A 12,964-nucleotide genomic window follows, 5' to 3' on the forward strand; every position below is an offset into this window, starting at 1 on the left:
GTGGGTGGGTGGGGGCTAGAGGGGTTGGTGGGGTTGGAGGAGGGCTTGGCGCATGACGTCCAGGCCTACCGAGCCGAGGTTCAGGGCACGGGAGTGGAAGGCGCGCAGGTCGAACTCCTCGCCGCGGGCTTGCGCGGTGGCCGCCGTCTCGTCGCGGGTCTGCTCCCAGAGCCGCTGACCGATCTTGTACGACGGCGCCTGACCCGGCCAGCCGAGGTAGCGGTTCAGCTCGAACCGCACGAACGCCTCGGGCATGTTGACGTTCGCCCGCAGGAAAACCCACGCCTTGTCGGCGTCCCAGGTGCCGCCGCCCCAGCGCTCGGGCGCCGCGAGCCCGAGGTGGACGCCGATGTCGAGCACGACCCGCGCCGCGCGCATCCGCTGCCCGTCGAGCATCCCGAGCCGATCGGCCGGGTCGTCGAGGAACCCGAGGTCGCCCATCAGGCGCTCGGCGTACAGCGCCCAGCCCTCACCGTGCCCGGACACCCAGCACGCCAGGCGCCGCCAGCGGTTCAGGGTGCGGCGGGAGTACACCGACTGGGCGCACTGCAGGTGGTGGCCGGGCACGCCCTCGTGGAACACGGTCGTCTTCTCGCGCCAGGTGTTGAACTCGGTCACGCCGGGCGGCACCGACCACCACATGCGTCCCGGGCGGGAGAAGTCGTCGCTGGGCGGTGTGTAGTAGATGCCGCCCTGCTGGGTCGGGGCGATCCGGCACTCGAGCCGCAGCGCGGGTTCCGGGATGTCGAAGTGCACACCGTTCAGGGCCGCGATGGCGGCGTCGGACGTCGCCTGCATCCACTCGCGCAACGCCTCGGTGCCGTGCAGGGTCCGCGCCGGGTCGGCGTCGAGGGCCGCGACCGCACGCTCCACGAGGTCCCCGCCGTCCGGTGCGTCGGGGCCGAGGACCTGGCGCGCGACCGCCTCCTGCTCGGCGACGACGCGCGCGAGCTCCTCGAGCCCCCAGGCGTACGTCTCCTCCAGGTCGACGCTCGCACCGAGGAAGTAGCGCGACCACAGCGCGTACCGCTCCCGGCCGGCGGCGTCGGCCACCGGCGCGTGCGGCGCGAGCTCGGAGCGCAGGAACCGCGCGAGCTCCGCGTACGCGCTCCGGGCGGCCTGCGCACCGAACTCGAGCTCCTTGCGCACCAGCGAGCACGACGCCGAGTCGTCCAGGACGGCGTCGACCGCCTCGCCCGTGATGAACGAGGTGAAGAACGACGACGACGGCTCGGCGAGCCCGTCGGCCTGCGCGGCGGCCTCGTTGACCTGGCGGATCGCCGCGACGCGACCGCGGGCCACGCCCTCGCGCAGCGAGGCGAGGTATCCCGCCATGGCGTCGGGGAGGGCGTTCAGGCGCGCGGCGATGTTCTCCCACGCCTCGATGCTGTCCGTGGGCATCATGTCGAACACGTCCCGCAGCCCCTGCACCGGGGAGGCGATGTTGTTGAGGTTGCCGAGCCACTCGCCCGCGGCGTCGAGCTCGAGGTCGACGCCGATCCGTTCGCGCATCGCGGCGCGGGTGACCTCATCGACCCCGTCCACCGGGTCCTGCGCGTCGAGCTCGACGAGCACCGCCCGGGCGGCGTCGGCGAGCCCCGCCAGCCCCGCGGGCGAGAAGTCGGTCATCTCGTGGTCGTGGCCGTCGATCCCCATGGCGGTGGCCGCGAGCGGGTCCAGCACGGCGATGCGATCGACGTAGCGCTCCGCGATCTCGTCGATCGGGCTCGGTGCGCGGGCGGGCAGCGACGGGGTGGGAGACGTCATGGTCCGGACCTTATCCGCGCGCGGGGTCGGCGCGCGGCGAAGTCAGGCGCGCAGGCTCCAGCGCCAGGTGTCCGGGCCGGGCGCGGCCGGGGTGTGCGGCCCCGCCCCGTGGCGCAGGGCGCGCGACCGGTCCGTCCAGGCACTCAGCGCGGGCGCGGGTGCGGCGTCCGTCGCGCCGCCGCCCGCCGCCGCGGCGAGGCCCGCGACCAGGGCGGCGAGCTCGTCGTCGTCGGGCGCGCCGCGCACGACCTGGACGTGTGCGGGCTCGATCGAGATCACTTCGAGCGGGCTCGTCACCTCATCGCTCACGAGTCCTCCTCCTCGTCGTCGTCGTCCTCGTCGCCGAAACCCTTGAAGTCGGCGGGCTCCCCGCGCGAGGTCGCCCACTCCACCACGTCGAAGCCGGCGTCGACGAGCCGCACCACGAGGTCCTCGCCGCCCTGGTCGAGCAGGTCCAGCACCGAGTCCATCGTGACATCGGTCGTGCCGGCCGGCGGCCCGACGACGAAACCGAGGTGGAACACCTCAGCGGTCTCGGGCACCGGGGCCGCGTCCGGGTCGACCTGCTCGTGATCGTGACGGCCGGCCTCCCACACCATCGAGGTGAGGTCGGAGTGCATCCCCAGGGTCGAGTGCACCAGGTCGTACAGGCTCGCATTGAGCTCGCCGACGCGCGCCTCGAGGGCCAGTACGCGCGGGTCGTCGTCGGCCTCCTTGGAGCCGAACTCGGCGCGCACCCCGACGACCGTGCCGGTGTACTCGTGCAGCGCCGCGGCGAGGGCGTCGACGGCGGCGTGCAGCGGGGCGGCGTCGACCGGCCCGAGCGGTTGGTCGGCGTGCGCCGGGCCCGAGGCGTCGTGTCCTTGCTCGCTCACAGTGGGATGTTCCCATGCTTCTTGGGCGGCAGGCTCGCGCGCTTGGTGCGCAGGGCCCGCAGCGCGCGGATGATCTGCACGCGGGTCGCCGACGGCTCGATCACCGCGTCCACGTAGCCGCGGTCGGCCGCGTCCCACGGGTTGACGATGGCCTCCTCGTACTCCTCGGTGAGGCGGGTGCGCTCGGCCTCGACGTCGCCGCCGGCGTCGGCCACCTTCTTCATCGCCCCGCGCTGCAGGATGTTCACCGCACCGCCCGCGCCCATCACGGCGATCTGCGCCGTCGGCCAGGCGAGGTTCACGTCCGCGCCCAGCTGCTTGGAACCCATCACGATGTACGCGCCGCCGTAGGCCTTGCGGGTGATGACGGTGACCAGCGGCACGGTCGCCTCGGCGTAGGCGTAGATGAGCTTCGCGCCGCGCCGGATGATCCCGTTCCACTCCTGGTCGGTCCCGGGCAGGAACCCGGGCACGTCGACGAACGTCAGGACGGGCAGGTTGAACGCGTCGCACGTGCGCACGAAGCGGGCGGCCTTCTCGGCGGCGTTGATGTCCAGGGTGCCTGCCATGTGCTGCGGCTGGTTCGCGACGATGCCGACCGGGTGGCCCTCGACGTGCCCGAACCCGATCAGCACGTTGCGCGCGTAGAGCGGCTGGACCTCGAGCAGCACGCCCTCGTCGAGCACGTGCTCGACGACGGTCCGCATGTCGTACGGCTGGTTGTCCGAGTCCGGGACGAGGGTGTCCAGCTCGAGGTCGAGGTCCGTGACGGCGAGCGGCACGTCGGGCGCGGCGAAGACGGGCGGGTCGGAGAGGTTGTTCGCGGGGAGGTAGCTGAGCAGCGACTTCACGTAGTCGAGCGCGTCGTCCTCGTCGGTGGCCATGTAGTGCGCGACGCCGGAGCGCTCGTTGTGCGTGTGCGCGCCGCCGAGCTCCTCCAGGCCGACGTCCTCACCGGTCACCGCGCGGATCACGTCCGGGCCGGTGATGAACATGTTCGAGGTGCCGTCCGCCATCACGATGAAGTCGGTCAGCGCGGGGGAGTAGACCGCCCCGCCGGCGCTCGGGCCGAGGATCAGCGAGATCTGCGGGATCACGCCCGACGCGGCGACGTTGCGGCGGAAGATCTCCGCGAACTGGGTCAGGGCCGCCACGCCCTCCTGGATCCGGGCGCCACCGCCGTCGGAGATGCCGATCAGCGGCACGCCGGTGCGCAGCGCGAGGTCCATGACCTTGGTGATCTTCTGCCCGTGCACCTCGCCGAGCGATCCGCCGAAGACCGTAAAGTCCTGGGAGTAGATGCACACCTGTCGGCCGTCGATCGTGCCGTGGCCGGTGATGACTCCGTCGCCCGGGATCCGCTTCTTGTCGAGCCCGAAGTTGGTGGAGCGGTGCCGCGCGAAGGCGTCCAGCTCGACGAACGAGTCCTCGTCGAGCAGGCCCTCGATTCGCTCGCGGGCCGTCTTCTTGCCGCGCGCGTGCTGTTTGGCGGCTGCCGGAGCCTCGGGCGCAACGGTCGCGGTGTGGAGTCGGTCGCGCAGGTCGGCCAGCTTGGCTGCGGTGCCGGTGGAAATGAGGCTAGATGCGTCGGTCACCCGCCCGAGACTAGACGGACGAAGCGTCCAGTCCCACGCGCACCCTCCCGCGGGTCGGTCGCCTCGCGCACGGGGCACGGCCGAAACTGCCGACTCGACGCACGCGAGTGCGCGAGATTGGTTGCTGAACAGGCGATTTCGACGGGCTCCCGGCGGCTCAGTGCATCGCTCTGTGCAGCGAAAGTGCACCAAAACGCTTCATTCACTGCACTCTGGCTGCACAGAGCGCTGCACAGAGCCCGCCCAGCTGCCGGCGTGAAGGCCGGCCCGGCGGCGAAGTCCCCGGCTACCCGCGTGGTCGGCTGCTACCCGCGAGGTCGGCGTCTCGACGACATTTCACCAGCCAGAATCGCCCACTCGCGACGGTCGTCGGGGTATCGAAGATGAACTACCGGGTTCGGATCGGACCAAACGCGCGACCCCGGGCGCCCCGGATGGCGATGATGGGGGGATGAGCGAGCTGGTGGAGCGGAGCGGGTTGCGGGGTTCTGTGGTGCGCGAGCGGCTGGTTTCCCCGGCCGGTCCGCTGTCGCGGGTCGAGGTGGTCCCGCAGGTGGGCTCGACGAACACCGACCTGTCGGCCGCCCTGGTCGCCGAGCCCGGCGCGTGGGGTGGGCTGAGCCTGCTCGCCGCCGACCAGCAGGACCAGGGCCGCGGCCGGTCCGGGCGCGACTGGCAGGTGCCGCCGCGCGCGGCCCTGATCCTGTCGATCTCGCTGTGGCCCGAGCCGGCGATGCTCACGTCGCTGGGTTGGCTGCCGCTGCTGGCGGGGCTCGGGGCGGTCCGCGCGGTGCGCGCGACAACCGGCGTGCAGGCGAGCCTGAAGTGGCCGAACGACCTGCTCGTCGACGCGGACGACGCGAACGTGCTCGAGGGGTGGGGCGCCCAGCGCAAGGTCGGCGGCATCCTCTCCGAGCTGGTCACGACCCCGGCCGGCCCGGCCGTCGTCGTCGGCATCGGCGTGAACGTGTCGCAGACCCCCGACGAGCTGCCCGTGCCGAGCGCGATCTCGCTGGCGATCGCCGGCGCGCCGGGGGTGGACCGGGAGGAGCTGCTGGTCGCCGTCGTCGGCGCCTTCGCCGAGCTGCACGAGCGCTGGCGGGCGGCGGGGGGAGACGCGGTCGCCGCGGGACTGGCCGCCGAGGTCGCGGCGGTCTGCGCGACGATCGGCCTGCGGGTACGCGTCACGCTGCCGGGCGGCGTCGAGCTGCTCGGGCTCGCGCGGCGGATCGGGCCAGACGGCGCGCTCGTGGTGGCCGACGATGCGGGCGTGGAGCACACGGTGCTCGCCGGCGACGTGCTGCACGTACGGGCCACGAACAGCCCGTGACGTCCGAGCGTTGACGTCCGAGAGGACGTCAACGCTCGGACGTCAGCGTGGAGAATTAGCCAAGAGGACCAGCAAAGAGAACTAGCCTGGGCCCCGTGCCAGATCCCATCGCCGCAGATGCCGACCGGGAGTCCTCCGCGATCGACTCGACCGTCGACCGGCTCGACGCCGCGCTGCTCGGCGGGAACCGCACGCTCACGCTGCGGGACCTCGCGGCTCGGTCCGGTCCCGGGGTCGGGCTCGAGGACGCGCGCCTGTTCTGGGCGACGCTCGGCCTGCCGCAGGCGGATCCGGACGCGCCGGTGTTCACCGAGGACGACGTCGCGGCGCTCGCGCGCATCTCCGCGCTGGTCGTCTCCGGCGCGATGGAGCGGCACACCGCCACCACCTTGACCCGCGCGCTCGGGCACACCTCCGAGCGGCTCGTGCTCTGGCAGGTCGAGGCGCTCGTGGAGGACACCGCCGCCCGGTACGCCCTGGACGACACCAGCGCGCGACTGGTCGTGCTGGACAACCTCGCGGAGATCGGGCCGATGCTCGAAGCCCAGCTCGTGCACTCCTGGCGCCGGCACCTGGTCTCCTACGCGGGCCGGATGGCCGTGGAGTTCGGCGACGCGCACGCCTCGCAGAAGCCGGACCCGACCGAGCTGCCGCTCGCGCGCGCCGTCGGCTTCGCCGACATGGTCTCGTTCACGCGGCGCACCGCCGAGCTCGGGCCGAACGACCTGTCCGCCCTCGTGCACCGGTTCGAGACCGCCGCCCGGGACGTGGTGACCGCGGCCGGCGGCCGGGTGGTCAAGACGATCGGCGACGCGGTGCTGTTCATCGCCGACGACGTCGTGACGGGTGCCCGGGTCGCGCTCGGGCTGGCGCAGACCCTCGGCGCCGAGCTCGACGCCGAGGCCGCGTTGCAGGCGGCCGGCCTCGCCGAGGCGGCCCGCGGCGAGACGCCGGTGCGGGTCGGCTTCGTCCAGGGCCGGGTGCTCTCGCGCTTCGGTGACGTGTTCGGCGCGTCGGTGAACGTGGCCGCCCGCCTGACCGATATCGCGGAGCCCAGCACGGTCCTGACCGACGAGGTCACCGCCGCCCTGCTGGCCGCCGACCCGCGCTACCGCCTGGAGCCCCAGGAACCCCGCGAGCTGGCCGGCCTGGGCACCATCACCCCCTACCTCCTCAGCCCAGCCTCGCCGAGAGCGGAGTAACCGCCCCCGGAAAGGGCATTCCCAGGGCGGTTACTCCACTCTCGGCGGAGGTTGGATCTCGCGGATGAGGTCGGGGTTGTTGGTGGCGACCTTGTTGACGGCGGTGCTTACGGGGGTGAGGTTCAGGCGGGGGAGGGGGGTCGTCAGGAGCGCGGCGGCGGCCTCGGCGTCGACGGCGGGGTTTAGCCAGCTGTCCCAGTTCTCGGGCAGCAGGATGACCGGCTGGCGGTCGTGCACGTGGCCCATCTCGTCGACCGCCGTCGTGGTGATCACCGTGGCGCTCACCAGCCAGCGGGTCGGGTCGTCGTCGGCCTTGGTCGGGTCCTTCCAGAACTCGTACAGGCCCGCCATCGCGAGCGACGCGCCGTCGGCCGCGTGGATGTAGAACGGCTGCTTGACCTTCGACGGCGACCCCGGTTCGGGTGGCTGCCACTCGTAGTAGCCGTCGGCGGGCAGCAGCGCGCGCCGGGCCGCGAACGCGCGCCGGAAGGCCGGCTTGGTGAGCAGGGTCTCCGAGCGCGCGTTGATCATCTTGTTGCCGATGGCGGGGCTCTTCGCCCACGACGGCACCAGGCCCCAGCGGGCGCTGCGCAGCGTGCGCTCGATCGCGCCTTGGGACCCGTCCGACAGGCGCTCGGGCCGCTCGACGACGATCCGCACCGGGTCCGTCGGCGCGACGTTCCACGACGGCGGCAGCTCCAGGACGTCGTCGGCGATCGTTGTCAGGGCGAACTCGTCCGCCAGGTCCTGGGCCTCGCGGAAGGAGGCGTAGCGCCCGCACATGCCCCCCAGCGTGCCGCACGCCGATGCCGCGCGCCCAGTGCCCGACCGGTTCGCGCCCAGCCGCGGGGACGCGGTGGGAGAATAGACGCCGATGAGCACCGGCGGACCACCAGCCCACGACCCTCCCGCCTACCGACCCAACGGCAAGTACGTCCTCCTCCTCGGACTGATGTGCGCGCTGCCCGCGGTCACCAACGACATCTACCTGCCGTCCCTGCCCGACGTCGCGCGCGATCTCGGCACGACGACGACGGCGGTCCAGCTCACCCTCACCGGCGTCCTGGTGGGCGGGGCGTTCGGGCAGCTCGTCGTCGGCCCGCTCTCCGACCGGCTCGGGCGACGGGGGCCCGTGCTCGCCGGCATCGCGCTGCACATCGTGATCTCGCTGCTGTGCTCGATCGCGCCGGGCATCGAGATCCTCATCGCGCTGCGGGTCGTGCAGGGCTTCTTCAACGCGGCGGCGACCGTGGTCGCGATCGCGGTGATCCGGGACCGCTTCGTCGGCTCGGACGCCTCGCGCCTGCTCTCGCGGCTGATGCTCGTGATCGGGGTCGCGCCGCTGTTCGCGCCGACGGTCGGCGGGCTCATCGCGGGGCAGTGGGGGTGGCGCTCGGTCTTCGTCGCGCTCGCGGTGTTCGGGGTCGGGCTGTGGCTCGTGGTGTGGAAGCGGCTGCCCGAGACGCTGCCGCCCGAACGGCGCCGCGAGGCGGGCCTGCGCCCGGCGCTGCAGGGCTACGGGATCCTGCTGCGGGACCGCCATTTCGTCTCGGTGGCGGTGCTGCCCGGGCTCGGGATGGCGCTGCTGATGAGCTACGTGGTCGGCTCGCCGTTCGTGCTGCGCGAGACGTACGGGCTGTCCGCGAACCAGTTCGCGCTCCTGTTCGCCACGAACGGCGTCGCGCTGGTGACCGGCGCGCAGGTCAACGCGGCCCTGGTGCGCCGGATCGCGCCGATCCGGATCCTGCGGGTCGCGCTGCCGATGCTGCTCGCCATGTCGCTGGTCCTGCTCGTCGTCGCCCTCACCGGTGCCGGCGGCCTGTTCGGGCTGCTCGGCGTGCTGTGGGTGACCCTCGGCCTGGTGCACTTCATCCCGCCGAACGCGTCCGCGATCGCGCTGAGCCGGCACGGCGCGATGGCCGGTACGGCGGCGGCCTTCATCGGGTGCCTGCAAGCGGGCGTCGCGGGCCTGGTCAGCCCGCTCGTCGGGGTGTTCGGCGGTGATGCACGCGCGATGACCCTCGTCATGGTCGCCAGTGCGGCGACGGCCCTGCTGGTGCTCGCCCTGGGCACTCCCGCGTATCGCCGCGGCGGCTGGCCCCGGCTGTAGCTCCGACGACGACGCCGGCGCGCCGCGGTTCGTGCGTCGGCGGCGAGGCCATGCGTCCATACGGGTGAGCCGCCCGAGCATTCCGGCGGTGGACGTAAGAACCGCTCGCCACCGGCCGATTCCTGCGATAACCCAGTCTTCAGCGCAGGAGGCCTGCCGTGCCCGCATTTCGCACAGTGATCACCCGAGCCCTGGTCGCGGCGGTCACCTCAGGTTGCTTCGCGCTGCTCGGTGCTGCGCCCGCCTCGGCGACGCCCGACGTCGGCGGTGCGCCTGCAGCGAGCGGCCCGGCCATGGAACACGCGCCCGGTCGGGTGCTCGTGCAGTACCGGGACGAAGTGAGCGGTACGCAGGAGCAGGCCGTCGAGCACGCTCTCGGTGCGACCCGGCTGAGCCGTCTCGACGACCCCGACGTCCAGGTGCTGCGCGTGGCTGCCGGTACCGAGGAGCGCGTGGTTCGCGGATTCATCGCGTCCGGCAAGACCCGGTACGCCGAGCTGGACGGCGTGCTGCACCAGAGCGACCTGACACCGAACGACCCGTATTATCCCGCGCCGGACGGTGTGAATGGCGGGCAGTGGAGCATGCGCATGACGCAGGCGCCCAAGGCGTGGGACATCACGACGGGCAGCTCGAGCGTCGTGATCGCGGTGATCGACGGCGGGGTGGTGGGAACCCTGGCCGACTTCGCCGGGAAGATGGTGCCGGGCTGGAACGTCCTCACCGGCACGCCCGACACGCAGGACAGCAACGGGCACGGCACGGAGGTCGCGGGGGTCGCGGCAGCGGCGACCAACAACGGGATCGGCGTCGCCGGCTACTGCTGGACCTGCAAGATCATGCCCGTCAAGGTCACCACGACCTCGACTGCCACCTGGAGTGACGTCTCCGCCGGCGTGACCTGGGCGGCGGACCATGGCGCCAAGGTCATCAACATCTCCATGGCGGGGACAAGCTCCTCGACGACCCTCGCCAACGCGGTCGCGTCGGCGCGCGCGAAGGGTGCCGTGGTGGTGGCGGCAGCCGGCAACGCGGGGACCAGCACGCCGATGTACCCCGCCGCGACAGCCGGGGTGATCGGAGTCGCCGCGACGGACCAGGTCGACGCCCTTGCCGCCTACTCCAGCTACGGCTCGTGGGTGCAGGTCGCGGCTCCGGGCGCGAACACCACGACGCTTCCCAACGGCGACTTCGGTCCGGTCGGTGGGACCTCGATGGCGAGCCCGGTGGTTGCCGGCATCGCGGGACTCCTCTTCTCCGCGAACCCGGACGCGACGGGCACAGCGATCGAGAACGCGATCCTCGGCACGACCGACCCCCTGAACGACACCAAGGTGCTGGCCCACGGCCGGGTCAATGCCTTCACTGCGCTCCAGGCTGTCGCCGCGGTGCCGGTTCCGGTTGCCGCACCGAGCAACAGCGCCCTGCCGATGCTCTCCGGCACCGCGCAGGACGGGCAGACGGTGACCGCCTCGACCGGCACGTGGTCGGGCGGCGCGACGTCGTACGGCTTCCAGTGGCAGCGGTGCGACACCCTCGGTGCCGGCTGCGCGGCGATCGTCGCGGCGGTGACGGGGTCGTACCCGGTCACCACCGCCGACGTCGGCTCCACGCTTCGTGCCGCCGTGACGGCGAGCAACTCCGGCGGCTCCACGACGGCCGTCTCGTCGCCCTCGGCCGTCGTCGTCGCCGCCCCGCCACCGCCGCCACCACCGCCGACGACGAGCACCAGGACGTTCACCGGCAACCTCGGCGGCAAGGTGATATCGGCGGCGTACCCCCTGTCGCTGGGGACTGGTGCGACCCACGCCGAGCTGTCGTTCGCCAAGAAGTGCGGCTCGCTCGCCCTCGTCCTCCGTGACGCCGGAGGAGGCCTCATCGCCCAGGTGAGTGCGCCGAGCCTGCTGCTCGAGGATGCGGGCACGAGCGCCGGTACGTACACCTACACGGTCTCGGGTACTTGCCGGACGTCGTTCACGCTGACAATCACCACGCCGGCCTGAGGACGTGACGCGACAGGACAGCGGGCCCCGACGGGAACCCGCTGTCGTGTGCTGATCAGGTCGCTGCGCTCCTATGGGGTGAAGGTGACCTGGTTGTTGATGGCATCGAACGTGTTCTTGGCGAGCTCCTGGGTCGCCTTGACCTGCCCGTACCAGGCCGCCAAGCCGCCGGCGTTGGACTGGCTGGCCGCGTAGGTCAGGATCTGGCTGACCGTCTTGCTCGTCGCCCCTCCGAAGGCGGCGCTGGCGTTCTGGTAGACCCCGCCGCACGTCGCCGTGCCGCCCGTTCCGTCGATCATCTTGCAGATCTTCGTGAGGTCGATGCTGACCGTCCCGATCGAGACGGGTGCATTGATCTTGTTGCCGCTGAGGGTGGGGTCACTGAAGTACACGTCCAGTGCCGTGGCGAGCATCTGCGCCTTGAGCATGGCGTTCATGGCGGCGCCCGAGGCGTTCGCCGCCTTGATCACGTTGGTCACGTACATCCCCACCTGTGCGCAGGTAGCTGTTGCCGACAGGTCCTGGAACGGCGCGTAGTTGCGTAGCCAGGTGCCTGAGTTACAGACGTTGAGAGTACTGTGCGCGCCGCTGGTGATGATGGACTGGCCGTTCTTGTTCTGCCAGAACCCAATTGTCAGCGCACCGGTCGGACCGCAAGCCGTGACCGTCTTCGAGTTGGAGCCGGTCGCCCCGGTCGTATTGGTGGTGAACGTCGCGGTGTTGTCATAGGAATGGCAGCCGTAGGGCACCGGGATGTCCTGGCTGTACGTGAGGAGCTTCGGGCTGGAGTCGGCCTGGGTGACCGTCCCGATCGTCGTGCCCGTTCCCCCGTTGAAGACGTCGGTCACATCGACCGAGTCATCAATCTTGGTCTGGGTGAAGTGGATCTTCGAGAAGATGAAGGAGTCCAAGCCCGCCGTGACGACCTCGCCGTCGGACAGAGTGCCGCCGGCCCAGGTCACCGTGGCGGTGTTGTTGAGATCCACGGTGGGCAGTGCCGTCAGGGTGCAGGAGTACGGGTACAGGGTGTTGAAGGAGGTGAGGGTCAGACCGCCCGACGTGTCGACGGTGCAGTTCGTGCCGTCGGAGGGGGAGAGTTGGTCGGTGACCGAGCTCACCGTGAACGGGACGATGTGCAAGGAGTCGTCGAAGTTCGGGTTGACGACCTTGATGGTGCCCGTGACCGTGACCCCGCTGTTCGTGCCCGGGTCGTGGGTGACCGACGCGGTGTAGTTGAAAGTCGCAAGAGAACCGCCGGCCTGCTTTACCAGCGTCTTGTCGACACTCTTCGTGATGCCCCAGGTCCACTTCGTGTCGTAGGCGCCGGTGGCGCTCTTCGTGATCGTCGGGTTGCTCGCGTTGCCACCGCCACCGCCACCGCCACCGCTGCCGCTGCGCACCTTGAACGCGTCGTACTTGCAGCTGTCCGCGTTGACCGGGTACGTGTTGGAGTCGTCGAGCTTGCACAGCGCCATGATGTAGACGCCGCCCTGGTTGGACGTGTCGTCATATGGCGCCAACCGGATCTTGTTGTCGCTGAAGTCGTGGCTGCCGGTGTAGGAGATCGCGCCATCCGTGATCGTGAAGGTCCGGGTTTGATAGTCCCCGTTGGCCCCATCGGACAAATTCTTCAGTGAGCCATCGTTCGGGTTCGCCTGACCGCCCGGGTCGAGGACGGCGAAGAAGTACGTTCCGTTGCCCAGCGACGCGGCATCCGGCCCGCCAGTGAGCCAGACGAAATCTTTGCCTGTGTACAAGTTACAGTTGACGAGCTCATTGCCGTTCAGGCACTTATCACTAGTGTCTACGACATTGTCCACGCCCGGATTGGTGGTCGTGAACGTCCCGCCCGTGACCTGCGTGGCGTCGGCCGCTGTCCCGACGAGAAGCGGGGCCATCGCCGCGACGAGCGCGGTCACCCCCAGCAGCGCCGTGCGCCGCAGTCTGCGAAGTTTCGATCCGTGCGATCGCTCAATCATGTGATGTTTCCCCCACAGCCAGGGCCACGGCGACCGGTATGTCGCCTTTGCCCCGTCAGTCTGGTCGTGCGCGCGCCCCTTGGCGGGCTCCGCGGCGTTGAGA

At 71.1% G+C, this 12,964-nt stretch carries 10 protein-coding genes; 4 read left to right on the forward strand and 6 right to left on the reverse strand.

The genetic code is table 11. The features are described 5' to 3' along the window. Positions 1–15 precede the first annotated feature (15 nt). Genes VIM26_RS18655 through VIM26_RS18670 form a run of 4 tightly spaced genes read right to left on the reverse strand, consistent with a single transcriptional unit; the run spans position 16 to position 4,237 of the window. Positions 16–1,767 carry a DUF885 domain-containing protein gene (locus VIM26_RS18655; protein WP_331954001.1) on the reverse strand — a complete coding sequence of 584 codons (1,752 nt, stop codon included), beginning with the start codon at positions 1,765–1,767 and terminating at the stop codon, positions 16–18. A gap of 42 nt (positions 1,768–1,809) precedes the next feature. Beyond that, positions 1,810–2,076 (reverse strand): acyl-CoA carboxylase epsilon subunit, encoded by a 267-nt coding sequence (locus VIM26_RS18660; protein ID WP_331954002.1) that lies wholly within the window; start codon positions 2,074–2,076, stop codon positions 1,810–1,812. After that, positions 2,073–2,642, reverse strand: a complete 570-nt coding sequence (locus VIM26_RS18665) for a hypothetical protein (RefSeq protein WP_331954004.1) — start codon at positions 2,640–2,642, stop codon at positions 2,073–2,075. Before VIM26_RS18665 ends, VIM26_RS18660 begins: the two co-directional genes overlap by 4 nt. Continuing rightward, positions 2,639–4,237: an acyl-CoA carboxylase subunit beta gene (locus VIM26_RS18670; protein WP_331954006.1), complete on the reverse strand. Its 1,599-nt coding sequence runs from the start codon at positions 4,235–4,237 to the stop codon at positions 2,639–2,641. The genes VIM26_RS18665 and VIM26_RS18670 overlap by 4 nt, the downstream gene beginning before the upstream one ends. Positions 4,238–4,688: 451 nt before the next feature. On the opposite strand from VIM26_RS18670, the gene VIM26_RS18675 reads away from it, so the two are divergent. Together VIM26_RS18675 and VIM26_RS18680 are read left to right on the forward strand one after the other, a co-directional pair. Continuing rightward, positions 4,689–5,567 carry a biotin--[acetyl-CoA-carboxylase] ligase gene (locus tag VIM26_RS18675; protein WP_331954008.1) on the forward strand — a complete coding sequence of 293 codons (879 nt, stop codon included), beginning with the start codon at positions 4,689–4,691 and terminating at the stop codon, positions 5,565–5,567. Positions 5,568–5,662: 95 nt separating this feature from the next. Further along, positions 5,663–6,769 (forward strand): adenylate/guanylate cyclase domain-containing protein, encoded by a 1,107-nt coding sequence (locus VIM26_RS18680; RefSeq protein WP_331954010.1) that lies wholly within the window; start codon positions 5,663–5,665, stop codon positions 6,767–6,769. Between the two features lie 30 nt (positions 6,770–6,799). Here VIM26_RS18680 and VIM26_RS18685 read toward each other — a convergent pair whose 3' ends face one another. Beyond that, positions 6,800–7,552, reverse strand: a complete 753-nt coding sequence (locus VIM26_RS18685; protein ID WP_331954013.1) for an SOS response-associated peptidase — start codon at positions 7,550–7,552, stop codon at positions 6,800–6,802. 91 nt (positions 7,553–7,643) lie between these two features. On the opposite strand from VIM26_RS18685, the gene VIM26_RS18690 reads away from it, so the two are divergent. Both VIM26_RS18690 and VIM26_RS18695 read left to right on the forward strand, forming a co-directional pair. Further along, positions 7,644–8,879, forward strand: coding sequence for a multidrug effflux MFS transporter (locus VIM26_RS18690; protein ID WP_331954015.1), 1,236 nt, complete (start codon positions 7,644–7,646; stop codon positions 8,877–8,879). Positions 8,880–9,037: 158 nt separating this feature from the next. After that, entirely contained in the window at positions 9,038–10,882 is a 1,845-nt protein-coding gene (locus VIM26_RS18695; RefSeq protein ID WP_331954017.1) for a S8 family serine peptidase, read from the forward strand. Positions 10,883–10,953: 71 nt separating this feature from the next. Here the strand turns inward: VIM26_RS18695 and VIM26_RS18700 are convergent, their stop codons facing one another. Beyond that, a complete protein-coding gene (locus VIM26_RS18700) occupies positions 10,954–12,801 on the reverse strand; it encodes a hypothetical protein (RefSeq protein ID WP_331954019.1) in 1,848 nt (615 codons plus the stop codon). Positions 12,802–12,964: the final 163 nt, after the last annotated feature.

This window comes from Pengzhenrongella sp. (assembly GCF_036565025.1).
Lineage (GTDB): Bacteria > Actinomycetota > Actinomycetes > Actinomycetales > Cellulomonadaceae > Pengzhenrongella.

Excerpts from the sequence above, each read along its gene's own strand:
- VIM26_RS18655 (WP_331954001.1), bottom strand. The coding sequence starts at position 1,767 with ATGACGTCTCCCACCCCGTCGCTGCCCGCCCGCGCACCGAGCCCGATC.
- VIM26_RS18675 (WP_331954008.1), top strand. The coding sequence starts at position 4,689 with ATGAGCGAGCTGGTGGAGCGGAGCGGGTTGCGGGGTTCTGTGGTGCGC.
- VIM26_RS18685 (WP_331954013.1), bottom strand. The coding sequence starts at position 7,552 with ATGTGCGGGCGCTACGCCTCCTTCCGCGAGGCCCAGGACCTGGCGGAC.
- VIM26_RS18690 (WP_331954015.1), top strand. The coding sequence starts at position 7,644 with ATGAGCACCGGCGGACCACCAGCCCACGACCCTCCCGCCTACCGACCC.